At 59.9% G+C, this 26,474-nt stretch carries 26 protein-coding genes; 4 read left to right on the forward strand and 22 right to left on the reverse strand.

Annotated elements, in window-relative coordinates; genetic code table 11:
- From PHW69_03785 to PHW69_03850, 14 genes are all read right to left on the reverse strand, one after another.
- Window positions 1-577, reverse strand: a 577-nt coding sequence (locus PHW69_03785; GenBank protein MDD4004306.1) for a patatin-like phospholipase family protein, incomplete at its 3' end; no start/stop codon positions are given.
- Window positions 578-686: 109 nt separating this feature from the next.
- On the reverse strand, window positions 687-1,979 hold the full coding sequence (locus PHW69_03790) for a TolC family protein (GenBank protein ID MDD4004307.1): 1,293 nt from the start codon (window positions 1,977-1,979) through the stop codon (window positions 687-689).
- A 92-nt stretch (window positions 1,980-2,071) separates the two neighbouring features.
- Window positions 2,072-2,659: a methyl-accepting chemotaxis protein gene (locus PHW69_03795; GenBank protein ID MDD4004308.1), complete on the reverse strand. Its 588-nt coding sequence runs from the start codon at window positions 2,657-2,659 to the stop codon at window positions 2,072-2,074.
- A 40-nt stretch (window positions 2,660-2,699) separates the two neighbouring features.
- Window positions 2,700-3,731: an ATP-dependent 6-phosphofructokinase gene (locus tag PHW69_03800; GenBank protein MDD4004309.1), complete on the reverse strand. Its 1,032-nt coding sequence runs from the start codon at window positions 3,729-3,731 to the stop codon at window positions 2,700-2,702.
- A gap of 31 nt (window positions 3,732-3,762) precedes the next feature.
- Window positions 3,763-4,542, reverse strand: a complete 780-nt coding sequence (locus PHW69_03805; protein MDD4004310.1) for a hypothetical protein — start codon at window positions 4,540-4,542, stop codon at window positions 3,763-3,765.
- Window positions 4,543-4,577: 35 nt separating this feature from the next.
- Window positions 4,578-4,937: a DUF190 domain-containing protein gene (locus PHW69_03810; protein ID MDD4004311.1), complete on the reverse strand. Its 360-nt coding sequence runs from the start codon at window positions 4,935-4,937 to the stop codon at window positions 4,578-4,580.
- Window positions 4,938-4,945: 8 nt separating this feature from the next.
- Window positions 4,946-5,341: a fluoride efflux transporter CrcB gene (gene crcB / locus PHW69_03815; GenBank protein MDD4004312.1), complete on the reverse strand. Its 396-nt coding sequence runs from the start codon at window positions 5,339-5,341 to the stop codon at window positions 4,946-4,948.
- A 1-nt stretch (window position 5,342) separates the two neighbouring features.
- The gene (locus PHW69_03820; protein ID MDD4004313.1) at window positions 5,343-6,554 is read right to left on the reverse strand and encodes a glycosyltransferase family 4 protein; all 1,212 of its coding nucleotides are present in this window, start codon (window positions 6,552-6,554) and stop codon (window positions 5,343-5,345) included.
- Between the two features lie 11 nt (window positions 6,555-6,565).
- Window positions 6,566-8,281, reverse strand: a complete 1,716-nt coding sequence (locus tag PHW69_03825; protein MDD4004314.1) for an ABC transporter ATP-binding protein — start codon at window positions 8,279-8,281, stop codon at window positions 6,566-6,568.
- Window positions 8,281-9,039, reverse strand: a complete 759-nt coding sequence (locus tag PHW69_03830; protein MDD4004315.1) for a toxin-antitoxin system YwqK family antitoxin — start codon at window positions 9,037-9,039, stop codon at window positions 8,281-8,283. The genes PHW69_03825 and PHW69_03830 overlap by 1 nt, the downstream gene beginning before the upstream one ends.
- A 1-nt stretch (window position 9,040) precedes the next feature.
- Window positions 9,041-10,246, reverse strand: coding sequence for an HD domain-containing protein (locus PHW69_03835; GenBank protein ID MDD4004316.1), 1,206 nt, complete (start codon window positions 10,244-10,246; stop codon window positions 9,041-9,043).
- A complete protein-coding gene (locus PHW69_03840; GenBank protein ID MDD4004317.1) occupies window positions 10,230-11,588 on the reverse strand; it encodes a (Fe-S)-binding protein in 1,359 nt (452 codons plus the stop codon). The genes PHW69_03835 and PHW69_03840 overlap by 17 nt, the downstream gene beginning before the upstream one ends.
- Window positions 11,581-13,623 (reverse strand): FAD-linked oxidase C-terminal domain-containing protein, encoded by a 2,043-nt coding sequence (locus PHW69_03845; protein ID MDD4004318.1) that lies wholly within the window; start codon window positions 13,621-13,623, stop codon window positions 11,581-11,583. The genes PHW69_03840 and PHW69_03845 overlap by 8 nt, the downstream gene beginning before the upstream one ends.
- A complete protein-coding gene (locus tag PHW69_03850) occupies window positions 13,620-13,769 on the reverse strand; it encodes a hypothetical protein (GenBank protein ID MDD4004319.1) in 150 nt (49 codons plus the stop codon). Before PHW69_03850 ends, PHW69_03845 begins: the two co-directional genes overlap by 4 nt.
- Window positions 13,770-13,926: 157 nt before the next feature.
- Here PHW69_03850 and PHW69_03855 point away from each other — a divergent pair, with 157 nt between their 5' ends.
- The 4 genes from PHW69_03855 to PHW69_03870 are packed head-to-tail and all read left to right on the forward strand — an operon-like array spanning window position 13,927 to window position 17,886.
- Window positions 13,927-14,991, forward strand: coding sequence for a DUF1646 family protein (locus PHW69_03855; GenBank protein MDD4004320.1), 1,065 nt, complete (start codon window positions 13,927-13,929; stop codon window positions 14,989-14,991).
- 26 nt (window positions 14,992-15,017) lie between these two features.
- Window positions 15,018-16,142, forward strand: a complete 1,125-nt coding sequence (locus PHW69_03860) for a DegT/DnrJ/EryC1/StrS family aminotransferase (protein MDD4004321.1) — start codon at window positions 15,018-15,020, stop codon at window positions 16,140-16,142.
- A 53-nt stretch (window positions 16,143-16,195) separates the two neighbouring features.
- The gene (locus tag PHW69_03865; GenBank protein MDD4004322.1) at window positions 16,196-17,317 is read left to right on the forward strand and encodes a glycosyltransferase; all 1,122 of its coding nucleotides are present in this window, start codon (window positions 16,196-16,198) and stop codon (window positions 17,315-17,317) included.
- The gene (locus tag PHW69_03870; protein MDD4004323.1) at window positions 17,314-17,886 is read left to right on the forward strand and encodes an SIS domain-containing protein; all 573 of its coding nucleotides are present in this window, start codon (window positions 17,314-17,316) and stop codon (window positions 17,884-17,886) included. The genes PHW69_03865 and PHW69_03870 overlap by 4 nt, the downstream gene beginning before the upstream one ends.
- A gap of 191 nt (window positions 17,887-18,077) precedes the next feature.
- On the opposite strand, the gene PHW69_03875 is transcribed toward PHW69_03870, so the two are convergent.
- The 8 genes from PHW69_03875 to PHW69_03910 form a co-directional block, all read right to left on the reverse strand.
- On the reverse strand, window positions 18,078-19,460 hold the full coding sequence (locus PHW69_03875) for an alpha-amylase C-terminal beta-sheet domain-containing protein (protein ID MDD4004324.1): 1,383 nt from the start codon (window positions 19,458-19,460) through the stop codon (window positions 18,078-18,080).
- A gap of 163 nt (window positions 19,461-19,623) precedes the next feature.
- Window positions 19,624-21,255, reverse strand: coding sequence for an L-glutamate gamma-semialdehyde dehydrogenase (gene pruA / locus PHW69_03880; GenBank protein ID MDD4004325.1), 1,632 nt, complete (start codon window positions 21,253-21,255; stop codon window positions 19,624-19,626).
- A gap of 122 nt (window positions 21,256-21,377) precedes the next feature.
- On the reverse strand, window positions 21,378-21,740 hold the full coding sequence (locus PHW69_03885) for a cupin domain-containing protein (protein MDD4004326.1): 363 nt from the start codon (window positions 21,738-21,740) through the stop codon (window positions 21,378-21,380).
- A 3-nt stretch (window positions 21,741-21,743) separates the two neighbouring features.
- Window positions 21,744-23,357, reverse strand: coding sequence for a tetratricopeptide repeat protein (locus PHW69_03890; protein MDD4004327.1), 1,614 nt, complete (start codon window positions 23,355-23,357; stop codon window positions 21,744-21,746).
- Window position 23,358: 1 nt separating this feature from the next.
- Window positions 23,359-24,204, reverse strand: a complete 846-nt coding sequence (locus tag PHW69_03895) for a tetratricopeptide repeat protein (GenBank protein MDD4004328.1) — start codon at window positions 24,202-24,204, stop codon at window positions 23,359-23,361.
- Window positions 24,205-24,250: 46 nt separating this feature from the next.
- Window positions 24,251-24,976, reverse strand: coding sequence for a hypothetical protein (locus PHW69_03900; GenBank protein ID MDD4004329.1), 726 nt, complete (start codon window positions 24,974-24,976; stop codon window positions 24,251-24,253).
- A 20-nt stretch (window positions 24,977-24,996) separates the two neighbouring features.
- On the reverse strand, window positions 24,997-25,161 hold the full coding sequence (locus tag PHW69_03905; protein MDD4004330.1) for a hypothetical protein: 165 nt from the start codon (window positions 25,159-25,161) through the stop codon (window positions 24,997-24,999).
- A gap of 135 nt (window positions 25,162-25,296) precedes the next feature.
- A complete protein-coding gene (locus PHW69_03910) occupies window positions 25,297-26,433 on the reverse strand; it encodes a hypothetical protein (protein MDD4004331.1) in 1,137 nt (378 codons plus the stop codon).
- Window positions 26,434-26,474 lie beyond the last annotated feature (41 nt).

Below are 26,474 nucleotides of genomic sequence, written 5' to 3' on the forward strand. Positions count from 1 at the left end.
CCACCTTTGCGCCGGTCCTGATATCCATGGCCACGCAGGCGAACGGAATCCTCAGATCGCTAAACTGCATGTCGCCAATGCTGGTGTTGATAAAATCCTCCATGCTGCTGGAGGAAAACAGCCGTTCCGCCGTAACCAGCCGGATCAGGCCAATCGCGTTCACGTCGTTCGTGGCGTACCGCAGCGACGCTTTCCGCCCGATATCCCATAACTTTTCCACCGACATGCCCGACGAGAACAAAGAACCCACCACCGCGCCCATTGAGGTGCCCGCCACCAGATCAATCGGAAACGCGTTATAACGCAGCACCTCTATCACACCCACATGCGCGAATCCGCGCGCGCCGCCGCCCGACAACACCAGCCCGATCCGCGGCCGGCTGTCCTGCGGCAGGCTCCGGAATTGCGCCCACAGCATTTCCCGGGCCATAGCGTCCGGATCGGGCGAGAAAGAAATATACAGGTCGTCGTAATTTTCCGGCCAGAGTTCTTCGGCCGGGGTTGCGGCGCAACCCGGCGCGCCGCAAAAACCAAGCGCCGCAACGGCCAGCGTCAGCCTAAGCAACGCTCCGCTCACGGACTTCGCGCGCCGCGCAGTCCGCTTTGCGCTGTCCGCGCAGCCGGCGCCGGACAACCGTAATATGGTTTCAGGGATTATAGCCATTGGCCGGTGAAAAACAGAACGATCATTCGTAAGCCAGTTCCTGCCCGATCGCCCACTCGATTTCCGCGCGCGCCGCCAGCTGGTTCTTCACAGCTTCCAGATAGGTCGAACGCGACAGGAATACCGCCTGACCAGCCTGCAGAGCGTCAAGCCCGAGCTTGTCGGTTTTCAGCGCGGACTGATAGGTTTTCTCCAGCCGGTCGCATGTGTTTTTGCGTTTCTCGGATTCGGACTGCCAGAAAACGAGATTTTCATAGGCCTGCCGCACTTCCATCCGCACGGTGTCTTCCACCGACGCGCGCACCAGATCGCCCTGCCGCTGCTCCGCGCGCCTGGTTTTGAGCTTGGTCCACAAATCGTAAGAAATGGGCAGCCGTACCGCCAGCGTCGCCGCCCAGCTGTTGGACTCCAGCGGAAAAGTATTGCCGACGATATCGTAATTCACGCCCAGGTCAACAGACGGATAATTACGGGTCTTGGCCAGATTCACCGCAATTGATTCCATCTGGGCTTTGTAAATCTGGGTTTTAAGTTCAGGCCGGTACTCCATCGCCCAGACCAGCGCCTTGTTCAGGTCAACCGTGGCGGGCAACGCCTCAAACTGGTCATCCACGTCTATATTCTCGCCAGTCTCCCGGTTAAGCAGCCGCACCAGGTTGAGTTTCTGCGTGTTAAGATCACGGGTCGCCTCTTCCATGCGGCCGGTCATATTCTCGATTATCCCGTCCGCCGCGATCGCGTTCCAGGAATTCAGCTGCATGGTCTGCCGCTGCCCCGACATAAGCCCCAGCCAGCGCGCCGTTTCAGCCTGTTTCTGCTTGAGATAAAGCGTTTCATAAAACGCGCGCTTGAGATCGCGCTCCACGCGCCGGCGAATCTCCTCATACAAAGAACGCGCCTTTTCAAACCCTGCCTTGGCCATATTATAACCGTTGACAATCCGCCTGCCCCGGAAAAGCGGCTGGGTAAGCATCATCCGCACGGAATAGAAATTCTCGTAATCGCTGGGATTGATCAGCTGCGCCCCGTATTCAACGGGCAGAATCATTGGCGCCTTGGCGTTGAACTTTGACGCGCTGCCCGACACGCTCGGCTGCGGAAGAAACTGGAATCTCGCCTCGTTCACCTGCTGCGCGGCGATCAGCACATCCTGCTCGGCGGTAAGCAATTCGGTGTTGTTATCAAGCCCCATCCGCACCGTGCGGGACAGGTCGAACTGCTCCACGGTATTGTCGCGGTAGGAAAAATCAAGCGCGCCGGCTCCCGCGCACCACCCGCACAGAACCGCCACGCCAATCAAACCGTTTCTTTTCATCTTATGCACTTGACTCTCCCCCGTTTCCGCATCACGGACTTGCGGACGGCATCCCGTGGCGCCCGCGCGGAGCCGTTCGCCCGTTCGCCCTGTCAAACTTTGAACGCGGAATTCAGCGCGCCCGCGGAATCCGCCGCCTGCAGCAGCTGTTTTTTCAGTTCCGCGCCGTCAGCCTGATCAGCCAATTTCGCCAGCGTTCCCTTCAGCTCAAGCGCTTTTTCGCGCTCGGCGGAAACTTGCGCACCCAGCCGGCCGGCCATCGAGTTGACCGCATCGCGCAGATCGGTCATCTGATCATGCTTGCGCAGGAAAACCCGGTGCGACAGATCGCCTTCGCCTATCACGCCAAGGCTCTTCTCGATCTTGAATATCGGACCCGCCATCCTGTGCGAAATAACGCCCGACACGATCAGCACAATCGCCAGATAAATCAGCACCTTTATGCCTATAACCGGCAGCATCGGAGCCATCTCCGTAAACAGCGGCTCGATCAGCACGGGCCGCTGCGAAAATACGCGGGAAAAGCTCCACACCAGTTCAAGCGCCACCATAAGGAAACCAGCCAGCACGCTGAAAAAGATCAGCGCCATATAGCGGTACTGGATATGTTTTTTTATCAGTATCGTCTGGCGTTGAAACCCGCCCGGCGCGCCGGGCCCGGCCGCAATCTGCTCGCTCATAATAAAGCCTTCCCGCGTTTTTCGCCGCGGGCGATATCTTTTAAAACATCTTCCGTGCCAGATCCAGCCACTGCTGCGGCACGGTTTTAAGCTGGCCCACCGCCGTCTGAAGCGGCACGGGCACGATCCGGTCGGCGCAAAGGCCCGCCATCACTCCGAATTTGCCCTCGTGCACGAACTCCATCGCGCCGATACCCACCCGGGTTCCTAAAATCCGGTCAAACAGCACCGGCGAACCGCCCCGCTGGATATGCCCTATAACGGCGTGCCGGCATTCGATCTTCGTTGTTTTCTCTATCAGCGAACTGAGCTTTTCACCAACCGCGCGGTCTTTAAGCACCACATGCCCGAAATCGTCCAGCGTCTGCACCTGCCCGGCTTCGGTGGTTGGCAGATCAATCGCCTCGCTGGCCACGATCAGGGCATAGCCTTTTTCGGCGTAAGCGGCTTTGACCCGTTTCATCATGTCGTCCACATCAACGGTTTTTTCCGGCACGCACAGGTAATCCGCCGCGCCCGCTATCGCCGTAAACAAAGCCACCCAGCCGGCGTGCCGGCCCATCACTTCCAGCACGATCGCCCGGTGATGGCTGCGCGCAGTGTCGCGCAGGCGCTCAAGCGCGTCAACCGCGACGGCCACGGAAGTGTTGAACCCGAACGTGTATTCGGTGCCGGACAGGTCGTTATCCATGGTCTTCGGCACTCCGACCACCGGGAATTTGAAATCGTTATAAAGATTGTTCGCCACGCCAAGCGTGTCCTCGCCGCCCATCGCGATCAGCGCGTGCAGACCAAGCCGGTCAAACGTCTCGCGCGCGGCTTCAACTCCGCCTTCGCGTTTATAGGGATTGGTGCGGGATGTGCCCAGACAGGTTCCCCCAACCGAAATAATATCGCGCACCGCCGCCCGGTCAAGCGGCATGGTATTGCCCTCGATAAGGCCTTTCCAGCCGTCTTTAAACCCGACGCACTCGTAACCGAGGCCGATGGCGGTCAGAACCGCGCCGCGGATCGCGGGATTGAGGCCGGGGCAGTCGCCGCCGCCGGTAAGAACTCCTATTTTCTTTGCCATTATTCTTTCTCTCCTTGGAGTTTGGTGCCTGCTAAAAACTGGTGTTGTAGCGCAGCTGCACGATCCGCTCCGGCTTGTCCGGCTGGCCGTTTGAAAATACGGTGTTTTTCCCGATTTCCCGGACCGCCAGATCTATATGGAAAAACGGCGACACATAAAACCGGCCGCCCGCGTTGAACCGGCTTTCGTCTATCCGCTGGATAGCGTCCCATTCCAGCATCAGCGAAAAGGAATTCTCCACCGTATAGTTCAGCCCGGCGAACATGTACACCCCGTTATGCTCGAAGTCCGACACGTTCACGCCCGGATGAAAAAACAGGCCCGGAAACAGGATCTCCTGCGAGCCGGCCAGATACAGCCCGCGCCCCTCCTCCAGATACTTCGATTCCCCGCGATCGTAATAATAACCCTGCCCGTCGTAACCGATCGCAAGGGCCGGGATATAGCGCGCGCCGTCGTACAGCCGGTATTTGGCCTGTATCTCGGGACGCACGAAACGCACGTCGTTGCTGGTGCCGATCAGGTTTTCCGCCGAAATCGTCGCGCCCAGATTAAGCCGCGGCAGCACCCCGAACCCGACACCAAGCAGCACTCCGCCGTTTGAAAACGCGCGCGTGCGCACCAGAAGCCCGTAATAATCCAGCACGCCGGCGGTAGGCGTATCAATAAGATCGGTGTCCGGCACGATAACGCCGGATTTCTGCGACGACCGGCGCGCCTTTTCCGCCAGCGCCGGCGTCCCGCAAACCGACAGCAGAACAGCAACAGCCAAAAGTCCCGGCAGTATTTTTACAAGCGCGTAATATTTCATAGTACCCCTATTATATAAAAATGCCGTCCGCGCCGTCAGGAAACATCGCACGCCTGCTCGCCGGGATGCGCGCGGTAAAACCGGATATCCACATCCTCAAGCGTGGCCAGTCCGCCCGGTATCGCGTTTTCAGTATGCGCGAGAAATTTCTCGATCTTCTCCGGCGTATCCACCAGCTCCACCACGACCGGCAGATTCCCGGAAATATCTATGATCTTGGCCGTATGGATCCGGGTGCTCGCGCCAAACCCCTCAACCCCGCGCAAAACGGTCGCACCGGACATATGCATCCCGCGCGCCTGCAGCACCAGCCACTCGTAAAGCGGGCGCCCTTCATGCCGCGTGTGTTCGCCTATGTATATGCGCAGCAGTTTCCCTTTCTTCTCGTTAAACATGTTCCCCCCTATATGACTCTTGAAACCGCCATCCCCGCCCACACAGCCAGCAGCCCGCCGGCTACGGACGCCAGCACATTCACGGAAAACCTCAAATACCCTCCGCCCGCCAGCAGTTCCGCCGACTCGTACGCAAAAGACGAAAACGTGGTAAACCCGCCCAATATTCCCACCATGAGAAACAGCCTGGCCTGCGAAGACAGCACCCCCCGGTCACGCGCCAGCGCGGCAAACAGCCCGATAAAAAAACAGCCGGTGAGATTTACCAGCATCGTCCCCACCGGAAAATCCTGAGCCGGGCTCGCCCGCTGCACCGAAGCCGACAGCAGATACCGGCACACCGCGCCTATCATTCCGCCCGCGCCGACAGCGGCCAGATCCAGAAACGTAACCCAGTGCCGCATCTTACTGCCCTCTCACAAAATCATAAAGCTGCTGATGGCGCAGCATAAACGCGTTTTCGGAAAACCGGGTAAACCCGTTCGTATCGGGTTCAGCCATCCATTCCCGCCCGGCCATGCCGAGATTGGCGCGCAGGCCCGGATCAATGATAATTGACAGCAGCGCGCCCGCCAGGCTCTCCGCCGAACCAGCCTGCGCGATCAGCGCGGTTCGCTCCGGCTCGACATATTCCGTCAAACCGCCGGCATCGGCGCAGATGACGGCCAGCCCGGCCGCCTGCGCCTCTATCACCGCGCGGGCGGCCGGCTCACCGCGCGACGGCTGAACCAGCGCGTCGCACGCAGACATCAAACCCGCCGCGTCATTGCGCCAGCCGGCGAAAACAATCCAGTCCGCCACACCATGCCGCTCAGCCAGCAGTTCAAGCGCGCGCTCATCCGGCCCTTCTCCGGCCATTACAAGCCGCACTTTAAATTCAGGATCAAGCTCGCCCTGACCGCACATGCCGCCAACACGTTTTTTCACAACCGCAAGCGCGGTGACCAGCGTGTCCAGCCCGCGGCCCGCCACCAGCTTTCCGCAATACAGCAGAACCACCGCGTCCGCCGGCACGGCCAGCTCCTTGCGCACACCGGCGCGATTGGCCTCGAATTTTTCGTAATCCGCAAACTCCTGCGCGAAATTTTCCTTTATGCCGGGCGGAATGACCACCCACTGCCCCGCGCAGCCGATTCCGGCGCGCAGGTTTTCGTTCTTTTCAGCCCGGCTCAGCGCTACAAGCGCGTCGCTGAAATGCGCCAGAACCCGGTCGGCAAATGTTTCCGCCGCGCGCCGCGCGCCAACCCGGCCCAGCGCGCCGTGCGGCGTATACACCAGCTTCACCCGCCGTCCCCCGCCGAAATATTTCCATGCAATGACGGCGAACCGCGCAAGCAGACCGGCGCGGAACCCGTGCGCATGCACTATGTCCGGCCGGGCCTGCCGCAAAAATCCGTAAATTCCGCGCAACGCGGCGCACGCGTTTGCGCGGGCGGACAACCCGGAAACGACCGTCACCGCGCAACCAGCCGCGTCCACCTCGGCCCGCACGCGCGGAGAAACCGCGCCGCATAAAATCACGCCGTCGCGCCCAGGCCCTCCGGCCACGAGCAGAACGCTCCGGCCGGGTTCTCCGCCGTCTATTTCATCTATCGCGTATACGATCATCTGCCGCATAATTACCGCCGCTACCGCGCCAGCTTAACTCCCGCCGCGCCGGCACCGAACACACCGTCAAGAAAGTTGTCAGCGCCGGCCGCGCCGGCCTGATAAAGCGTCACCCCGTTCACTCCGCGCAACGCGCAGATATAATCGGCGCAGACGGCCGAAGAACGGCGTCCGGCGACCGCTATCACCGTCATGCCCGGAGAGAACCGGCGCAGCGCGGTGAAAAACGCCGCTTCCTCAAACGGCGCGAGCGGCTGCATGATTGTATCAAGTATAAGTATCCTCGGCCGGCCGCACAGCGCGCGCGCAAGCATTATTCTGGCGCGCACGCTCGCGGTAAGCTCCGTCATGCCCGGCGAAACCGGCGTCGCCAGGCCAGCCGGCATTGACGCGATAAACCGGGCCAGTCCCGCCGCTTCCGCCGCCGCGGCCAGCTGCGCGCCGTCGAGCGCCGCGCCAAACCTGATATTTTCCTCAAGCGTGCCGGTAAAGATATCCGGCGTTTCCGGCACGAACGCCACTTTGGCTCGAAACGAAGAAAGGCTCAGTTCGTAAATATTCTGCCCGTCTATGTCAATACGACCGGCCTGAGGAGCGGCCAGCTTCGCCAGCATCCTGACAAACGCGGTTTTCCCGGAAGCAGACGCGCCTGCCACCGCGATATGCTTGCCGGTCGGAATGGAAAGAGTTACCCGCGAAAAAACCGGCCGGCCGCCGCTTTCCAGCCCCACCCCGGAAAGTGCGATGTCTCCTCCTGAAAGAATAAGCGGTTTCCCCGTGTGCCGCCGAACCGGTTCATAGCTTTCAAAAAGCCTTCTGATGCAGGCAAGCGAAACTGACTGCCGGGCCAGCTCCCGCACCAGCGCCGCTATCCGGCTCACGGCAAACGCCATCAACGCTATAAGCGAAACCGCAGCAAACAGCGAAGCCGGATTAGAGTAACCGTCCGAATAAATCCCTGCCGCGCGCAATAACGCGAAAAACGCCAGCAGAACAGGCATAACCGCCACAAACAGTTTCGCGGCAAAAACCGCGATGCCGTCTTCTTCGGACTCAGCGGCATACCCCGGCAGCGAGGCTTCGTAAGCCGCGGCGGTTTCCTCCTCCCGCCCGCAGGCTTTTATTCCGTCAAGCCGGCGCATTGTTTCCAGAATGCGGTCGAGCCGGCGGATAGCCGCGGCGGCGGCGCGCGCCGATCCGGCCCGGAGCTTTTCAAACTGATACGCGAGCGGCAAAAAACACAGTACCGGAATCAGCAGGGCAATAACGCCGAATTCGGGTCTTATGAAATATGCCAGCGCCAGCGGCGCCAGCAAACCGGCGCTCCACAAAACAGCCGAAGGGCCTGTCACCGCGCAGGCCGACGCGGCGGTTTGCACGTCCGCGTCCAGCGCGCGGACAACGGAGCCGCCGCTTCTGTCATATTCCAAAAGCTTCTGCGCGAACAGTACGCGCGGAACCAGCTCGCGCAGCCATTCTCCGGCAAGATCGGACTTCAGCCCGGCCATGACGGCACAGGCCTTGTATCCCGCCCAGACGATACCGCCGGCCAGAAAGACACACGAAGCCGCCACACCGGTCAGCCCGAACTCCGCGCCCGCCGCCAGCCGCGCCAGCAGAAACACAGCCGCCAGAATCATACACGCCAGCGCGCCGGCCAGCCCCGCAAGCCGCCAGAATTCGCGCCGCCGCGCCGCCAGCAGAGGCGCGATTGCCCGCCAGCCGTCCCTAATCATCAGTATTTCTTCTCATACTGCAGTTTGCCGTTCTTCTTGTAAGACCTGCGTGAAAGCTGCTGCCCGTCTTTGTACACGTCCTCGTACATAAGCGCCCCCGACTCGAAATACGTTTTCACCACGCCGTCGAAATTATTGTTTTTGAAATTGCCTTCGATCTGCGGTTTCCCGTTCTCGAAATACAGCCTGGTCGGCCCGTTTTTTACGGAATTTTCATAGGTTACGGTGTCATGCACCTTGCCGCTTTCGTAATAACCGGTGGAAACGCCGTTAATCTGCCCGTTCGAGTACGGCTCGGTGTTGGTCAGTTTCCCGTCGGGGCTGTAGACCCGGTATTCCCCCTCCCATCTGCCGTCTTTGCAGGAATAGGTTTCGCGCTGTTTGCCGCTGTCGTAAAACATCGCCACATCGCCGTTGCATTTGCCGTTTTTCAGCATGGCGCGTGAATACAGCCTGCCTTTCTCGTCGTACATTTCCATCAGGCCGTTTTTATCGTTGCCCCTGAACGTGGTCATGCGCCTGAGCTTGCCGTTGGGATAATACTCGTTTACCGGGCCGTCCGGAATTCTGCCCGTAAACTTGAGCGTGCCGCCTTTTTCGGTAAGCGTTTTACGGGCCACTTCCTTTCCGTCCCGATCGTAAACAATTGCCCGGGGCGCGCCGTTTTCAAAAATCCCGTCGTTACGGACGGTCACTTCCGCAAAACACGGCGTCGCCAGTACGGCAGCCGCCAGCATGGTTGTCAATGCGTGTCTCATTTTATTCTCCGTGAATGCTTCGGTTGCCCGCCGCCTGAGCGTCCGGGTTTGGCGCCGAGAGCAGCTTGAACTCGGCAGCGCGGACGACTTCCTCCGCGTCGGTGTTTTCGTCGTACAGACGGCGCACGAACGGAAAAATCCGCTCGAACGCGGCCGTCACCTCCGGGTCGAACGCTTTTCCGGCCTGACCGCTTATATACTGCCCCGCGACCTCGGTCTTCCAGGCGGCTTTGTAAACGCGGGGCATGCACAGCGCGTCGAACACGTCCGCCACCGCCACAATGCGCGCCTCGCGCGAAATATCGCCGCCCTTTAACCCGGACGGATAGCCCGTCCCGTCATATTTCTCGTGATGCTGGGCCGCCACGCGGTAAGCCGCCTGCAAAAGATCGCTTTCCGCGTTCGCCAGTATCCGCGATCCGTAAACGGCGTGCCGCTTCATCTCCTCGTATTCCGGCTCCGTGAGTTTGCCGGGCTTGAGCAGTATCGCGTCCGGCAGCGCGACCTTGCCGATATCGTGCAGCGGACTCGCCAGTTTGATTATTTCCGACTCCTCCGCCGAAAGCCCCAGCGCCCTGCTCAGCAGATAAGAAAGCACGCTTATGTTCTTCAGATGCCGCGCCGTGTCCTGCTGGTCGCGGTATTCCGCGGTGACAGCCAGCCGGTAGATGGTTTCAAGCTGCGCCTTGCGGAGTTTCTCGTACAGCCGCGCGGTCTCGACCGTGTTGGCCGCCACCGTGCCCAGCAGATGCAGAATCCCTTCGTCTTCCTGGGTAAAACTGGTGCCGTCAAGCTTGTTGAGCACCTGGAACACGCCTATTATCCCGCCCCGGTTATCGCGCAGCGGCACCGCCAGAATATTGCGCGTTTTATAGCCGGTCACCCGGTCAATATCCACGGTAAAACGCGGATCGGAATAGGCATCGTCAATATTGATCGGGCGGCCGCTTTCGGACACAAGCCCGGCGATGCCCTTGCCGCGCGGCATCATGATCTCCTGCTGATCCAGGCCCTGCGCCAGTATTGACCACAGATTGCCGGTCGCCGCATCCACAAGGAAAACGGTGCACCGGTCCGCATTCAATATCTCGCGGACCTGTTCGCCGATCAGCCGGGTCAGCCGGTCCAGCCTCGGCTCCCGCGCGATCTCGCCGCCGAACCGTATCAGCAGCTGCAGTTTTTTACCCGCGCTAAATTTTGTCGGCATGAAATTTCTCCTGCACACAATTACGCAGCACCACGCAGTAATGCGCCGCGCCCGCGCCCGCGCAGTAGCGCCGCAACCCGGCGCCTATCCACTCGGCTTCCGCCACCGTGGCGGTGACGGTGAGCGAAGCCTGCACCCCGGCTATGTTTTCCGCCTTGCGCCTGAGCAGCCGGTTCGCCAGCCCGATATTCACGAACGGATAGCCGCCATACGCGCCCGACGGCATCGCGCTTTCCCTATGCGGATGATACCCGCTCCCGAAAATGCGGTCAAGCAGCGTTTCCGCGCAGGCCGCCGTTTTCGCGCTGCGGCCCAGTCCGGCGGGAAAATGCCCGGTCGCCACAAGCGGCGCCGCTTCGCCGCAACCCTGCGGCTCGAAAAATTCCGGCGCCATCAGTTCCGCCACTTCGCGCACATTGGCCGCCAGCCGGGCCGCGCGCGGCCGCATCTCATCGCTTTCAGAAAACAGCTGCTCGGCCATACGCAGAAATCCCGCGCAGTCGGCGCAGGCGCAGACGAGCGGCAGTTCGCGCGAACCGCTGATTTTTTCATATTTTTCAATAACCGCGCCAAGCGCCGCGCGCGCCGCCTCGATATCGCCCGCCATGAACGCGTAAAATCCGCAGCAGTTGCCGCTCATGACCACGGGCCAGCCCACGAAAGTCCTGATCAGCAAAAGCGCCGACGAGCCGGTTTCCGGCGAAACATATTCCTCGGAACAGGAGGCGAAATAAATGCAGGCGGCATTTTCCGGAGCAGCCTGCTCCGTTTCATGCAGCTCCAGAAACCTCAGCCTCGGCCTGCCCAGCACAGCGCCCGCCGGCACGCCCGCATCCGACGAACCGCCACGCCGGAACATCCCGGCCGCCTTGCGCATTAAATTGTACACGCGCATAACCCCGCGCATGGATTCACGGTCCGTCGCCAACCGCCGCAACACTCTCCTCAATCCGGCGGGAAAGCGTTTTATGCCAAGAACGCGCAGGCCTTCCCATACATGAAGCGGCGTACGCACCGCCGTAAAACACGCCCGTTCGCAGGCTCCGCACAGCAGACAGTCATCCAGCAGCCGGCCTATTCCGGCGCCGCTTTCCGAAGCGCGCAGCCGGCCGTTCATCAGCATCCGCATCAGCTGGTTGCGCCCGCGCGCGGATTCGCCCTCCCGCCCCGTCAGCCTGAAAGTCGGACAGACCTGCGCGCAGTAGCCGCACCTGTTGCACTGGCACACGGAATCGTAAAGACTGCGCGCGCCCTGCCCAGTAAGCAGCGCGCCAAGATGCGCCGGCGTGTCTTTCGGCTCGTACAGCGCGGTGTAGTCGTACAGATGCGGCACGTCAGTCATTATCCGCTCCGAAAATCCATGGATTGAACAGATTACGCGGATCAAACACGGCCTTCAGTTTCCGGTGATAATCATTCGGCGTAAAAAACGAAAACGCCGGGATATGCCGCTCGCCCACGAACGGATAAGGCGACAGTTTCAGCGTGGCCGCCAATATTACCCCGTACGCGCCCTGACTGCCGATCAAAAATCTGCTTATATCATAGCCGGCCGCGTTTTTTACCACCTTGCCGCCGAAACTGGCGACCCGTCCGTCCGACAGAAGCAGCCGCGCGCCGATTATCAGGTCGCGCAGGCCTTGCCAGCGCCGGCACGCCAGCGCGCCGCCAAGCGTGCCCGGCATCGGCGGCGCGTAAAGATACGCCTTTTCACCGGCAAGCAGCCGCGCCAGCGCGGCCAGCGTTATGCCGGCTTCCACGGTGATGGTGTAGTTGGCGCGGTCCCAGTCCAGCACCGCGTCGGCGGCCCTGAGGCTCAGCGCGGTGCCGCGGTGCGCCCTGAAAACTTTATCTTCAATGGCGGAGCCGGTTCCGGTAATCAGCGACGGCGCACCCATATTCGCGCGAGAACGCACGGTATCAATAACTTTTTTAGCGCCCGCCGAAAATTCCGGCGGGGCGGGCCTGATCAGCAGGTCATCCGCTCCGGCAACCGGAAGAATCTTGTCGGGATTGGCGATGCCGGCCGGGTCAACCGCGTCCTTCACCGCCCGGAACAGGCCAAGCGTGTCCGCGTCGAACAACCACGACATCGCCACCCGCTTGTCCAGCCCCACCCCGTGCTCGCCCGTTACCGAACCGCCGGCGCGCACGCACGCTTTCAGTATTTCGTGGCCCGCTTTTTTCACGCGGTTCGTTTCGAACTGGTTGCGCTCGTCAAAAATGACGTTCGGGTGCAGATTGCCGTCGCCCGCGTGAAACAGAAGCCCCGCGCGGATATTATGCCGGGCGGTTATATCGCGCACTTCCTTAAGCACTTCCGGCAGCTTGGGGCGCGGCACGACTCCGTCCTCAACCGCCACGTTGGGCGCGAGCCGGGCCATCGCCGCGTACGCGCCGCGCCGCCCCTCCCAGATTTTCCGCCGCCGGACCTCGTCCCCCGCAACTTGCCAGTGCAGCAGATCAAACTCCCGGCACACGGCTTCGGCTTTTTTCACTTCCGTTTCCGTTTCGTGCGCCGTGCCGTCGAATTCGATTACCAGCACGGCTTCCGCGTCCATCGGATAGCCGGCGTGCGCATACGCCTCCACCGCCGACACCGTCAGCCGGTCAAGCGCCTCTATCGCGCACGGCACAACGCCGCCGGCGATCATTTTAGACACAGCGCCGATCGCGCCTTCAATGCTGCCGAACGCCGCCAGCACCGTTTTAACCGCGGGGCTGAGTTCGGTGATCCGCAGCCACAGCCGCGCAATCACTCCCAGTGTGCCTTCCGAGCCTGTCATAAGCGCGGTAAAATCCGGGCCGGGATCGTCGGCGGAAAAATGTTTCAGCTCGCCCTGCGGCGTAACCACGTCCATCGCCATCACATGATTGACTGTAACCCCGTATTTCAGGCACCTCGGCCCGCCCGCGTTGGTGCCCGCGTTGCCGCCCAGCGTGCAGACTTTGCTGCTCGCCGGATCCGGCGCGTAAAAATAGCCGAACTCGGCCAGCCGGTCCTGCAGATGCTGGTTCACCACGCCCGGTTCGACCAGCGCGTATTTTTTTTCGGTGTTGATTTCAATAATGCCGGTCAGCGGAGCCAGATTGAGCACCACGCCGCCTTTAAGCGGCACGCAGCCGCCGGACAGGCTGGTCGCGGCGGCGCGCGGCACAAACGGAACGCCGGCATCGTAAAGAATTTTTACAACCGGCTGGAGTTTGCGCCAGTCCGTTATCCGCACCACCCCTTCCGGCCGGGCGCGCCCCAGCGAAGAATCATAGGAATATAAGGCAAGGCTTGTCTGGTCGGACGAGACGTTTTCGCGTCCCGCCTCGGCCGCCAGCTGTTTCTCGACCAGCCGGAACCGGTCCGTTGAAAGAATAGTCGTCATTTCCCGGCCGCCGGAATATTGAACAGGTTGTGATGCGTGGCGGCCGGCATCTGCCCGCGCTCCGCGCCGGTAGTGAACCCGAGCGGCCCGACCATTTTGACTTTATGAGGTTCAATGATCGTTTTCCATTTCCAGTCTGCCGGCATAGTCTGATCTCCATGAAAGCGATAGCCGCGCCTGCAACTCCGGCCTCCGGCGCATTACAAGGTATTATATAAATATTACCCGCGCGTTCCAAATGGAACCGTGCCCCGAAAACCGGCCGCCGGGACTTGCAATGTTTTTATATGTTAAAATATTTATATGGATTTTTCTTCAGTCAACGGCGGAATGACTACAGTAGCCGGGCTCGGAGTGATAATGGCGCTGGTGCTCGTTCTTCCGTTTTCCGTAAAGAAAGTGGAAGAGGAACTGGAAGCCTTCCTGTTCCTGATGGGAGTCACGGCGGTCAGTTTTGCTGGTGCCTGGGACTGGCATCTGGTAAAAGAAGCCTTGCGCGAGCCGCTCGGCATCTCCCTGACGGTTTTATTCGTAGGCCTGCTGTTCCGGCATTATCACCGCCGCATAGCCCATTTCACGAAAAAAATGACCGGCCGGCTGGGGCTGGAACTGTCGGCTTTCATCATCATCGTCACGCTGGGCCTGCTGTCAAGCCTGATCACCGCGATAATAGCGGCGCTGATACTGGCGGAAATCGTGAGCGCGCTTAACCTCGACCGGGAGTACGAGATAAAATTCGTCGTCTACGCCTGTTTCGCCATAGGGCTGGGCGCGGCGCTCACCCCGCTTGGAGAACCGCTGTCTACGGTGGTGGTGGCAAAACTGAAAGGCCCCCCGCACAATGCGGATTTCTTCTTTCTGCTGAAAATGCTGTGGGAATGGGTTGTGCCGGGCATTCTGCTCATGGCTTTCCTGGCGACCCGGCATAAAGGCCACAAAGTGTCCCTGCGCGACAGCCTGCACATCTCCGAAACCGAATCGGTGAAAACCATTCTGCTGCGCGCGGGCAAAGTGTATCTGTTCGTTATGGCGTTACTGTTTTTGGGCGCGGGCTTGAAAGCGCTGGCGGAAGCCGTGATCGCGGCGATCCCGGACTGGCAGCTGTTCTGGCTCAACTCCATTTCCGCCGCGCTCGACAACGCGACGCTCGCCGCGTCCGAAATAACGCCTTCCATGACGGCCCATAAAATCGAGTACATCCTGCTGGGGCTTCTGGTGTCGGGCGGCATGCTTATCCCCGGCAACATACCCAATATAATCAGCGCGGCCAAACTCGGCATCAAAAGCCGCGAATGGGCGAAAATCGGCCTGCCGCTCGGCGGCGCGCTGATGCTGGTTTATTTTCTGCTGCTTACGGCTTTTGCGTAAAATAGCCTCACGAAACGGAGAACGTAATGACAAACACCAATCCCATCCCGCTGTTCAATCTTAACAAACAGCACTCCTCCCTGCGGGCCGAGCTTAATGAAGCCGCCATCCGCGCGCTCGACTCGATGCACTGGATACTCGGCCCGGAAACCGAAGGGTTCGAGAAAGAATTCGCGGCGCTGATCGGAGTAAAGGACTGCATCGCCTGCTCGTCCGGCGCGTCGGCCATTCAGATCGCGCTGGGCTCGTGCGGCATAGGCAAAGGCGATCATGTCATCACCTCGCCCTTCACTTTTATCGCGACCACGTCCTCAATCTCGCTGACCGGCGCGGAGTTTTCGTTCGCCGACGTGGATCCCGTGACGGGCAATCTCGATCCGGCAAGTGTTGAAAAACACATCACAAAAAAAACGAAAGCGATCCTGCCGGTCCACATCTACGGCTATCCCGCCGACATGGATAAAATCATGGCGCTCGCAAAAAAACACGGGCTGAAAGTGATCGAGGACTGCGCCCAGTCGCATCTCGCAGAATACAAAAACAGAATGACCGGCGCCATCGGCCATGCGGGCGCGTTCAGCTTCTACCCCAGCAAGAACCTCGGCGCGTGCGGAGACGGGGGGGCCGTAGTCACCAGCGATCCCGCGATCGCCGCCGCCGCGCGCAGCCTGCGCCACTGCGGTCGCAAGCCCGACAGCGCGTACGAATACGGCTGCGAAGGCTCCACCCTGCGCATGGACGACGTGCAGGCCGCCATTCTGCGCGTGAAGCTCAAACATCTCAAGGACTGGACTGCGCGGCGCAAAGTAGTGGCCGCCATGTATGACAAAGCGCTGGCCGGCCTGCCGGTCACCACTCCGCCCGATCCGGGCGAAGGCTCAAGCCAGTCATATTACGTTTACACGATCAAAGCGCCCCGGCGCGACGAACTGGCGAAGTTTCTGGCCGCCAACAAAATCGGCAACGCGATCTATTATCCGATGCCGCTTTACAAACAGCCGGTTTACAAAAATCTCGGTTTTAAGGCCGAGGACTATCCGAACACGGAAAAGCTGACCGCCGAAGTGCTGTCGCTGCCGATGTTCCCGGAACTGACCGACGAACAGGTAAACACCGTAGCCGCGGCGATAAAAGAATTTTACGCCAGCTGAACGCATCTTCGCGCGCGGGGGCCGCTTCACCGCGGCCCCCGCGCCGCATGCAAATGAAAATACTTTACCTTATCACCTCCACAACGCGCGGCGGCGCGGAAAACACGCTGCGCAGCCTGCTTGCGCGGCTGGACCGCGGCTCATTTGAACCGGCCCGGGTGATAAGCCTAAAACCGCCCGGCCCCGTAGCCGACAGCATCCGCGCGCTTGGCGTGCCGGTGCAGAGCCTTGATATGGGCTATTTCCCCGCGCCCGGCGATTTCGCCGCGGTGCGCGAAGCGATACGGGCAACCCGGCCCGATATCGTGCACGCTTTTCTGTACCGCGCCATCCAGTTCGCGCGCGCGGCCAAAACGCCGGATTTCAAGCTGATCGCCTCGCCGCGCGTCAACTACCGCACGCGCAGCCCGCTGATCCGGCTGTATGATCGCATGACCTGCGCCAAAGACGATCTGGTGATCAGCGAATCGGACTCCAGCCGCGAATTTCTCATAACCGGACAGGGCTACAATTCCGCCAAAGTTATCACCATCCGCAACGGAGTGGACTCCGAATTCTGGCAGCCCGGCGAACCCGAACGCGCCGAGGCACGGTTCCGGGCCGACATAAAAGACGGCGAACTGCTGCTTTTCTCAAGCGGCCGGCTCGACACCCAGAAAGGCTACGAATACCTTTTAACCGCGCTCGCCCGCATCCGGCGGAAAACACCGCGCCTTAAAACCGTTATCGCCGGGGCCGGCCCGCTTGAAAAACGCCTGTTCAAACTTATAGCCGCGCTGGAACTGGATGGCTGCGTAAGGCTGGCCGGCGAGCAGCAACACATCCGGCCCTGGCTGAACGCGGCAGATATTTTTGCGCTGCCGTCGCTGTGGGAAGGCGTGCCGAACTCGCTTCTGGAAGCGATGAGCATGGGCAGACCCTGCCTTGCCTCCGGCGTAGACGGCGTGCTGGAAGCCGCCCGGCCCAATGCGGAAATCCTTGTCGCGCGGCCTGCCGACCCGCAGGATCTGGCCGATAAACTGCTCGCGCTTTATAACGACGCGCCGCTGCGCGCCCGGCTCGGGCAAGCCGCCGCGGAAGCGGCCCGGCAAAGGCTGGCGATGCCGGCGATGATTGCCGCCTATGAAACCGCATACCGGAATATTTTAAATCCAGACAAGAGGGAGAGCTTATGAACGATTGCGCCGCGGAATTTTTCAGTGCCGTAGCGGCCGCCATTAAAGAGGCGGCCTGCACACAGGAAGGCCGCCAGATACCGTTGAACGCCGGAGTGACCGCTTTCCACGACGCGGCGCGCAAATGCGCCGAAGCTGGCCGCAAGGTGATTTATATAGGCAACGGGGGCAGCGCGTCCATTGCAAGCCACATGTCGGTGGATTTGTGGAAAAACGGCGGCATAAAATCACAGTGTTTTAACGACCCGTCCCTGCTTACCTGCCTGGCAAACGATCTGGGCTACGAGCATGTCTTCTCAACGCCGGTGGAAAGTTTCGCCGAATCCGGCGACATGGTGGTGGCGATCAGCAGCTCCGGCAAATCCGCCAACATCATAAACGCCGCCCAGACCGCACTGGAAAAAGGCTGCCTGCTGGTCACCTGCTCGGGTTTCGGGCCGGACAATCCGCTGCGGAAAATGGGCAATCTGAACTTTTACGTTCCGTCCAGAATTTACGGAGTGGTGGAAACGGCGCACTCCGCAATCTGCCACGCTGTTGTTGACTGCGCAATCAGCTGCCGGAAATAATGCGTTCCGGGAAATTGACCGGCTCGTGAAAAAAGCCGCCCCGTCAAGGGCGGCTTTTTTCAAATACCGTTTATGCGGCAGCGTTTTCCAATTCCGTTCACAAACCCCGGAACCGGCGGGCAAACCGTAATTATCGCTGACAGCCCAAAAAACGCAGCCGGGGAAACTTGCCGGATCACGGATTTGCCGCGCTATCTGACCCACACGGCATAGTTTCTGCCGGAAACAGCCAGTTTCCAGTCCGGCCCGGGCAGCCAGTCCGCCGGGCCGATTTTTACAACCGTATTATTGCCGATCAAAGCGGCGTACAGATTGGTTTCGGCTTTAAGAATACGCACCGGACTGACCGCGTTTATCGCCTGCGCGCGACGCAGTTTTATAAGTCTGTTTATTTCGTCCTTCATGTCCCAGTCGAAATAATGGGGCCAGTAAACGCATGGAACACCCGGATGGGTCAGAATATAGGCGTAGCCCTGCATGACGTGCTGGGCCGGAAACGGCCAGTGGCTCTGCCCGCCGCCGGGCGAAGAGCCGGTATCGTGGTTATCCACAAACGTCACGGTTTTGGCGGGCCACCAGCCGAGCAGGCCGGCGGGTTTGCCGGCATTGTCCCGCAGCCGCCCGTATTCACCGGTGGTAACCGCGTATTGGAGCAGGCCCTTGGTGGTGAAATCAAACGCGGAAGACCGGCCGCCCGCCGAATCCATCCAGTCGCAGATGCGCTGGCGGTTAGCGTCAGGATTATTCACGTCCAGATCGGTCCATATTTCACCCACTCCGAACGCCGGGCTGGTGGCATCGCTGTAATAAGCAAGATATTTGCCGGAGTAGCCCTTGGCGTAATCATAACGCCAGCCGTCATACCCGATAGAATCGCGCAGCCATAGCATCCATTTCACGATGCTCTTGCGGACATATTCTTTGGAATGGTCTATATCGCGGGCGGCGTTAAACCCGTCGCCGGAATCTTTGGCCCCTTTCGCGCCGGGCCATTCGTCGTCAGAACAGACGGCGTCAGGCCCCCATTGCGGATTGGTGAAATCCGCCCAGTTGGTCGAACCGACCCGGTGATTGATAACCATATCGCCGATAGCCAGCACATTATTGGAATGCAGCGCGGCAATCGCCGCTTTCAGCTGCGCCTCGGTTCCGTACAGCGAGTTCTGGTTATAATACTGGACCGGCATGTAGCCCTCGTCACTCGCCGACTGACCCGACGGCGGAAGCCATACCATATCAAACCCGGCACGGCCGATCTCCTGAGCGCGGGCGGCCAGCACGTTCCACCACGGCGCGGTCTGGTGCGACTCCCAGTGAAACCCCTGCAGCATTATAACGGCCGCCATATCCTTGCGGGGCCGCTTATGACGCGCCGGCCTGGGATAAAACGAAAACTCTTCGCCGCTACCGCTGGTTCCGGCCCGCGCGGCCGGCAGCACGCCAGCCGCCTCCGCAACCTGACCGCCCGACTGCTGCAAAGCCGATACCAGCCCCCCGGCGCAGCCGAAAACCGCCAGCGGCAACGCCGCCGCCAGCATTTTAAAACAAATCTTTCCGTTTCCGCCGGTAAGCATAACAACTCCTCTCCGATTATACTATAGCAGGAAAATGAATAAAAACCAGGTGCTTTGGACCTATATAAACCCTCCCGGTCGCCTCCCCGAAAGACCCGGACGGAAACTGGCGGAAAAAAGCGCGGAGCCGTGGCTCCGCGCTTTTTCCGCCAAACCCAAGGCGTTATTCTTCGTCCATGAACGGATAAGTGTAATCCAGCGCGGGCACAAAGGTTTCCTTGACCGCGCGCGGGCTTGTCCAGCGCAGCAGATTGAGCATGCTGCCGGCCTTGTCGTTCGTGCCGGACGCGCGCGCCCCGCCAAACGGCTGCTGGCCCACCACCGCGCCGGTGGGCTTATCGTTGATGTAAAAATTACCGGCTGAATTTTCCAGCGCGCGGCTCATCTGAACGATGGCGGCGCGTTCGCGCGCGAAAATCGCGCCGGTCAGGCCGTATGCTGACGAGCTGTCGCACAGCGCGAGTGTTTCCTCAAGTTTACGGTCGTCATACACATAGACGGTGATTACCGGCCCGAAAATCTCCTCCACCATGGTTTTGAAATCCGGTGTTTTTGCCAGTATGACGGTGGGATAGACGAAATAGCCCACACTGTCGTCGCATTTGCCGCCGACGATGATTTCGGCGTCTTTGGATTTCGCGGCATGGTCAATATAACCCTTGATCGTCCTGAAGGCGTTTTTATCTATCACCGCGTTGACATAATTGCGGAAATCCATGATATCGCCTACCGCTATGGAGTTGGCCATTATCTCGACCTGCCCGCGCACCGCCGCCCAGAGCGATTTCGGAATATAGGCGCGGCTGGCGGCCGAACATTTCTGGCCCTGGTATTCAAACGCGCCGCGCACTATGGCGACAGCCACGGCCCGCGCGTCGGCCGAAGGATGCGCGAAAATGTAATCCTTGCCGCCGGTTTCGCCCACCAGACGCGGATAGGTACGGTATCTGGAGATATTCCTGCCGACCGTGGACCACATCTGCTGAAACACTTTCGTGCTGCCGGTGAAGTGGATGCCGGCGAGATGCTCGCTTTCCAAAACGGGATCGCCCACTTCCGCGCCGGAGCCGGGCACCATGTTGATCACGCCGTCCGGCAAGCCGGCCTCCTTCAGAATTTTCATGACGTGGTACGCCGAATAAACCGCCGAGGACGCCGGTTTCCACAGCACCACATTGCCCATGATCGCGGGCGCGGTGGGCAGATTGCCCGCGATGGAAGTGAAATTGAAGGGAGTGACCGCAAACACAAAACCTTCCAGCGGACGCTGCTCCACATAGTTCCAGACGCCGCGCGGCGAAACCGGCGGCTGCTGCGCGTAAATCTCCTGCGCGTAATGCACGTTGAACCGCCAGAAATCCGCCAGTTCGCACACGCAGTCTATCTCGGCCTGAAACGGGTTTTTCGACTGACAGAGCATCGTAGCCGCATTCATCACCGCGCGGTAAGGCCCGCTCAGCAGATCGGCGGCCTTTAAGAAAATCGCCGCGCGCGATTCAAAAGGCATGGCGGCCCACGCCTGCCGCGCGCCCAGCGCGGCTTTTATCGCCAGCTCCACTTCTTTCGCGCCGGCGCGGTGATAGGTGCCCAGAATATGGCGGTGATCATGCGGACAAACGCAGTGTTCCGTCTTGCTGGTGCGGATTTCCCTGCCGCCTATAATAACGGGAATGTCGAGCTTGCTTTCCATCTGCCGGTGCAGTTCCTGCTTCAGCGCCTGCTTCTCGTCGCTCGCCGGCGCATAGCCGTGCACCGGCTCGTTCACCGGCGCGGGGATAACTGGCCTTCCGTTCATATGTAACTCCTCCTTGATAAAATACTGTCTGAAAACCGTATTTAAGACCGCAAAACCGCCGCTTTCAACTCATCTTATCATAAAACCCGAACGGGATTACAGCATGCCGGGCCGGACGGGTTTCAGACGAGTTTATCGCACTCCGGCGTCCAGCCGGGGTCAACCATGCAGACAAATTCAAGTTCCTCTTCGCCCGCGTTTTCGATATACTGCACCGCGCCCGGCGGAATGTAAACCGTGGCGCCGGGCGTGACGGCGCGGCTTTCCGCATCAATATGCATAACGCCGGACCCGGCGATTATGTAATAGACTTCGCTCCTGTCCAGCCGGTGCGGCAGTGAAGCCGACCCGGCTTGAAGCGCGGCGTGCGCAAGGCTGTATCCGAGCTTGAACGCCGGATCCGCGGCGGGGTTGAAAATCTCGCGCAGGGCGCAGCCGTCCGCGCTTGTGAATTCCCTGAATTCCGTGAAATGCCTGGCGAACATGTTTTACACTCCGTATTTTTTGAGCAGATCCTTGAATCCGGCTTCTATGGTAAACCTGCGCAGGAAATAGCCGAACCGCGCGTTGTCATAAAAAACATTCGCGTCCTTAAGGCCCAGCCGCAGCGCCTGTTCCGCATATTCAAGTGCGGCGGCGGTATCCTTCACATAATGCCAGTAGTAACAGGCCAGCGCGACCGAGGTCTGCGGATCGGTCGGCGCCATTTCAAACGCCTTCACAAAATCCTGCCGGGCCTCTTTTCCCCGCTCAAGCCGCAGAAACAGCAGGCCCCGTTCAATGTAGGTCACATAATCAACGCGGCGCAGATCTATCGCCTTGCTGTAGGTTTCCGCGGCCTGTTTGTATCTGCCGAGTCCGGCATAGACCTTGGCCAGTTCCACCCGGTATTCCACCATAAGCGGAGCCAGCCGGACAGCCTGTTCATAGTCTGCTGCGGCCTTGTCATACTTTTTCAAACCCGCAAAAACCGCCGCGCGCACCGCATATACATCGGCGGTTTTTCCGCCTTTGGCGAGCGCGACCGACACGTCTTTCTCCGCCTGATTGAATTCGCCCCTGCGGGCTCTTACTTCCGCGCGGGTGACATAGGGCAGCGGACTGGCCGGCTCCAGCCTGACAGCCGAGGAAAAATCCGCCAGCGCGCTGTCCAGATCGCCGGACTCGGCGTAAACCACTCCGCGGCCCAGGTAATAGGTCATGCCGGACGGCGCGTTCCTGATCGCCTGAGCGTAGTTCGCCAGCGCCTGCGGATACATCTTCAGCTGCCGATACATTTCGCCAATCCGCGCGAACACTTCCGGCTGGCCCGGCGCCAGTTCTATTGACCGCCGGTAACTGTTCAGCGCCTGCTGCGGCTGGCCCTGCGCCTGATACACATTGCCGATCCCTTTGTAAATGCCGGGATTGTACGGCTGAAACCGGGCGGCGGCATTATAATCGTCCAGCGCGGCGGAATAGGCCTCTTTTGAAAACGCCAGATCGCCGCGCGCGCGATAGGCGTCAGCGTAGCCGGGAGCCAGCCGGAGCGCGGTGTCGAGATCGGAATAAGCCTGCTCCGTCAGCCCCATTTTAGCGGCCGCGCTGCCGCGGTAATAAAACTCCACGGCGGTTCCCTTGCCTTTAAGCACCAGCGTCTGATCGAAATCCATCAGCGCGGCTTTATAATTGCCGGCGTCATAATTGATTATGCCCCGGTTGTAATAGGCCGCAGGATCCTGCGGGGAAATCTTAAGGGCGCGATCAAGATCGGCCAGCGCAGCGGCGTTATTGCCCAGCGAATGCAGGCCGAGCCCGCGGTTTGAGAGATATCCGGGATTGTCCGGGTCAAGCGCGAGAGCCTTGTCAAAATCCGCGACCGCCTGTTTGTATTTACCCTGCTGGTACAAAGCCAGGCCCCGGTCGTTATAGGTCACGGCATGAATCGGCATCAGCTCGATAGCTTGCGTAAAATATTTTTCGGCTTTGTCGAACCGGTTGCCGGCAAACTCCTGCTTGCCGCGCAGGTACAGTTCGTTCGCCTGCTGTGGCACGCTTTTTGGCGATGCGCCAGCGCAGCCGCACGCCAGCGAAGCGGCCGCCAATAATACGGGCACCAGCACCTTACGGCCTGCGGGACCGGGCAACAAACGCCTCAAAACCCGCAGTGCTGTTAAGCCCGCGCAAAAAATAACCTGCCCCGTTTTCATCATACAAATCCGCAGTGTCGCGCAGCCCGACGCGCAGCGCGCCCGCCACGTTCTCAAGCGCTTTCCTGCTGTTTTTCCGGCCTGCCCACCAGTACCCGGCGATATTAAGATACGCGGCCGGGAAATTCTTCTCCAGCCGCAGCGCGGCCCGGGCGTCATTAAAAGCCTCGGTCCATTTGCCGAGCCTTAAGTACGCGTAGGCCCGGTCATTGCGGGTAATCGGATCGGTTTTGTCCAATTCAATCGCGGCGGTATAGTCCTTCACCGCTTTTGCGTACTCCCCGCTTCTGGCGTAATATATCCCGCGCCAGTGCAGATAGGAACCCATGCCCGGCGCCAGCGCAACAGCTTCGCCGGCGTTTTTGACGGCGCGCTGATAATTCCCCAGCGCGGCATAAGCCCCCGCGCGCAAAAAATAATACCGTGCCGTCGCGGCAGACCGGTTGACCGCTTTGGTAAAAAAGGAAATCGCCTCATCAATGCGGCCCTGCCGCATCCGCGTCTGGCCCAGTCCCGCCAGCGCGGCGGCGCCATCGGGCTCCGCGTCAAGCGCGCGCTGGAAATCAGCCTCGGCTTTGGCGGTTTCGCCCAGCTCCAGCTGCAATTCCGCCCGGCCGGAAAGCGCGGCGGCGTCAGCCGGATTTTTTTTAATCGCCGCGTTTAAAACGGCAAGCCTTGCGCGTGCGCCCGCGCTTTGGCCCGCCTCCGCCAGCGGCGCGGACGCAAGAACCGCGAAAATGATTAAAATAGCCTTTTTCATATCCGTCCGGCGCGGCATACGCCGCGTATTTTCCACTCAGATTATACTATAGTGCAAACCGTATGAGCAGGATTGTCGCCGCCAGCAGAACCAGCGCCGCGAACCTTACCGCAAGCCGCACCGCCATAAGCCGCAGCCTGATACCCGCCATGACTGAAAGAAATAACACGACACGGTCGCCCGCAATAACCGCAGCGCGGCAGCCTCCGCTTTTAACCGCAGCCAAAGCGCGCTTGCTCAGCACCGGGCGTATGATTCCGAACAAAGCACGGACAAGCGTTTTATACATGGCGCCGGGAGCCGGGCCCGCAACTTCGAGTTCAGCGCGCGCCACCCCGCTGCGTACGGCGCCCGTCACCGCGGCGGGCGCACACAGCCCGCTCAGTTTCGCCAGCTGGTCTTCCACGGCTTTCAGCGCCGCTTTCAACGCGACGCGCACCGCCGCTTCAACAACGCCGATCAGCGCGTTAGCGGCGGAAACCGCAGCGTCCACCGTGCCAAGCGCGGCGCCCGCCAGCAGGTAACCCGCCACAATGCCTGCGCCCGCCAATGTTTTCAAAACCGCCCGCGCATGAACATAACACGAGCCGTAATGCCACAACAGCCAGCCAGCGCCGCTGAACACGGCGGTATAAAACAGCACAAGCGGCAGGCTTACCGCCAGAGCATGCCGCACCGACAGTCTGGCCGTACCGCCCGCCGCGCGGCGCAAAAGCTGGCCGACAGACGCTTCGAACGGAAGATTCCCGCCGCATTTACCGGGCAGGCTCATTTTACCAGGGAAACAGCCCGTCAATGCCCGCCGTGCGGACAGGAACCGCCGCAACAGCCGCCATGCGGGCAGGAAGGCGAGTCGGACCGGGTAACCGAAGTTATTTCGTCCGATATTTTCACCACTTTTCCGGTTTTTTTGTCGTACACATATCTGCCTGTAGTTTTATCGGTTTCTTCTGGCATAACCGCTCCTTGGCCGCACTCTCTTATTATTCTATAACAATATGGAGAATCTTTGCACCCCGCAAAACCGCCAAACGAAAGCCGGTTCCGCTTATTTTGCGGAACCGGCTTTAAAAACCGCGCTGCGCCTGCCGCCTATCTGAACTGCGGCAGAAAATACTTCCGCACAACATCATTGCGGTAGCTTTTGTTCATGGATTTGAAATTGACCACAACACCCGAAAAATAAGAACCGTGCCAGACAACGGTGGAATTAAGCAGTTTCAGATCGCTTCTGGCCTGCCGGTAGCCGGACGGCATATCCTTGTCGTTTTCGGCCTCGCCGTCCATCCGGGCGTTAAACTCCTCGCTTGAAATGCCCAGCATGGTTTCACCGTCGTACCGGGCCGAAGCCGCCCTGCCGGGTTTTGCCGCAGCGTGTTTCGCCCGGCGCCGCGAGTCTATGATTTTACGCAGCGCGGAACGATAGCGGTCAGCGTCCTCGTCCACCCTTATATTGGCATCAGCCGCCGGTATCGCGTTGGAAATGCGGTCGCGCAGCGCCCATAGATTAACCCAGTATTTAACGTTGGCCGGCTTGTGCACCTTTAATTCCAGTCCCGATTTGACAAGACCTATTTCAGTTCCCACTTTCATCCAGAAAAAACTGGGCCGCAGAGGCGAACCCATCGTCACCCATTTTTCAATCCGCACAGGCGAGTTTTTTTCCGCCAGCCGGTTAAGCGCCGAATGCATCAGCACCGAACCCCAGCTGTGCGCCACTATGTAAACAGGCTTGTGGTATCTGGCCGCCATGTCATAAGCCTTTTCCGTCCACTGTTCAATCAGTTCGCACTGGCGGCGGCTGTCGTCCGCGTCGCGGTTCCAGTCCAGCGGCACGATGGCGAATTTTCTGCCGGTTTCCGGCATCCTGACTTTCAGAAAATCGCCCAGATAGCTGTCCGGGATATACAGCGGCTCCGCATAGGAATAAGGATCCGCCTGGCGCAGCACCGACATGAACTGCTCAAACCCTTTCATGTTGGAGATATCGTTTTTATGGCCGGAAAGGTAGTCAACGGCGCCCTTGATGTGCCTGAGCTCGATACCGTAGCCGAACCGGATAAAACTCAGTCCGCGCACGGACAGCAGCACCGCGTCCGAACCGGCTATCTCCGCCTCGTTCAGCTTAAACGTACCGGACGTTACCGCCAGCACATCCACCCCGAGCGTGCCCGCGAAACCGCCGGGACAAAATAACAGCAGCGCTGCGACAACAAACGCTCTTCGCATAACCGACCTCCGCAATATGACCTCAAAAATACAAACCGTTT

Source organism: Elusimicrobiaceae bacterium (genome assembly GCA_028700325.1).
Classification (GTDB): Bacteria; Elusimicrobiota; Elusimicrobia; order Elusimicrobiales; family Elusimicrobiaceae; genus JAQVSV01.

What these genes read in the sequence shown, in the direction of transcription:
- PHW69_03795 (MDD4004308.1), bottom strand. Translation starts at nt 2,659, where the DNA reads ATGAGCGAGCAGATTGCGGCCGGGCCCGGCGCGCCGGGCGGGTTTCAA.
- PHW69_03885 (MDD4004326.1), bottom strand. Translation starts at nt 21,740, where the DNA reads ATGTTCGCCAGGCATTTCACGGAATTCAGGGAATTCACAAGCGCGGAC.
- PHW69_03910 (MDD4004331.1), bottom strand. Translation starts at nt 26,433, where the DNA reads ATGCGAAGAGCGTTTGTTGTCGCAGCGCTGCTGTTATTTTGTCCCGGC.
- PHW69_03860 (MDD4004321.1), top strand. Translation starts at nt 15,018, where the DNA reads ATGACAAACACCAATCCCATCCCGCTGTTCAATCTTAACAAACAGCAC.
- PHW69_03895 (MDD4004328.1), bottom strand. Translation starts at nt 24,204, where the DNA reads ATGAAAAAGGCTATTTTAATCATTTTCGCGGTTCTTGCGTCCGCGCCG.
- PHW69_03805 (MDD4004310.1), bottom strand. Translation starts at nt 4,542, where the DNA reads ATGAAATATTACGCGCTTGTAAAAATACTGCCGGGACTTTTGGCTGTT.
- PHW69_03830 (MDD4004315.1), bottom strand. Translation starts at nt 9,039, where the DNA reads ATGAGACACGCATTGACAACCATGCTGGCGGCTGCCGTACTGGCGACG.
- PHW69_03790 (MDD4004307.1), bottom strand. Translation starts at nt 1,979, where the DNA reads ATGAAAAGAAACGGTTTGATTGGCGTGGCGGTTCTGTGCGGGTGGTGC.
- PHW69_03820 (MDD4004313.1), bottom strand. Translation starts at nt 6,554, where the DNA reads ATGCGGCAGATGATCGTATACGCGATAGATGAAATAGACGGCGGAGAA.
- PHW69_03800 (MDD4004309.1), bottom strand. Translation starts at nt 3,731, where the DNA reads ATGGCAAAGAAAATAGGAGTTCTTACCGGCGGCGGCGACTGCCCCGGC.
- PHW69_03845 (MDD4004318.1), bottom strand. Translation starts at nt 13,623, where the DNA reads ATGACGACTATTCTTTCAACGGACCGGTTCCGGCTGGTCGAGAAACAG.
- PHW69_03855 (MDD4004320.1), top strand. Translation starts at nt 13,927, where the DNA reads ATGGATTTTTCTTCAGTCAACGGCGGAATGACTACAGTAGCCGGGCTC.
- PHW69_03835 (MDD4004316.1), bottom strand. Translation starts at nt 10,246, where the DNA reads ATGCCGACAAAATTTAGCGCGGGTAAAAAACTGCAGCTGCTGATACGG.
- pruA (MDD4004325.1), bottom strand. Translation starts at nt 21,255, where the DNA reads ATGAACGGAAGGCCAGTTATCCCCGCGCCGGTGAACGAGCCGGTGCAC.
- PHW69_03825 (MDD4004314.1), bottom strand. Translation starts at nt 8,281, where the DNA reads ATGATTAGGGACGGCTGGCGGGCAATCGCGCCTCTGCTGGCGGCGCGG.
- PHW69_03850 (MDD4004319.1), bottom strand. Translation starts at nt 13,769, where the DNA reads ATGCCGGCAGACTGGAAATGGAAAACGATCATTGAACCTCATAAAGTC.
- PHW69_03905 (MDD4004330.1), bottom strand. Translation starts at nt 25,161, where the DNA reads ATGCCAGAAGAAACCGATAAAACTACAGGCAGATATGTGTACGACAAA.
- crcB (MDD4004312.1), bottom strand. Translation starts at nt 5,341, where the DNA reads ATGCGGCACTGGGTTACGTTTCTGGATCTGGCCGCTGTCGGCGCGGGC.
- PHW69_03870 (MDD4004323.1), top strand. Translation starts at nt 17,314, where the DNA reads ATGAACGATTGCGCCGCGGAATTTTTCAGTGCCGTAGCGGCCGCCATT.
- PHW69_03900 (MDD4004329.1), bottom strand. Translation starts at nt 24,976, where the DNA reads ATGAGCCTGCCCGGTAAATGCGGCGGGAATCTTCCGTTCGAAGCGTCT.
- PHW69_03865 (MDD4004322.1), top strand. Translation starts at nt 16,196, where the DNA reads ATGAAAATACTTTACCTTATCACCTCCACAACGCGCGGCGGCGCGGAA.
- PHW69_03840 (MDD4004317.1), bottom strand. Translation starts at nt 11,588, where the DNA reads ATGACTGACGTGCCGCATCTGTACGACTACACCGCGCTGTACGAGCCG.
- PHW69_03810 (MDD4004311.1), bottom strand. Translation starts at nt 4,937, where the DNA reads ATGTTTAACGAGAAGAAAGGGAAACTGCTGCGCATATACATAGGCGAA.
- PHW69_03875 (MDD4004324.1), bottom strand. Translation starts at nt 19,460, where the DNA reads ATGCTTACCGGCGGAAACGGAAAGATTTGTTTTAAAATGCTGGCGGCG.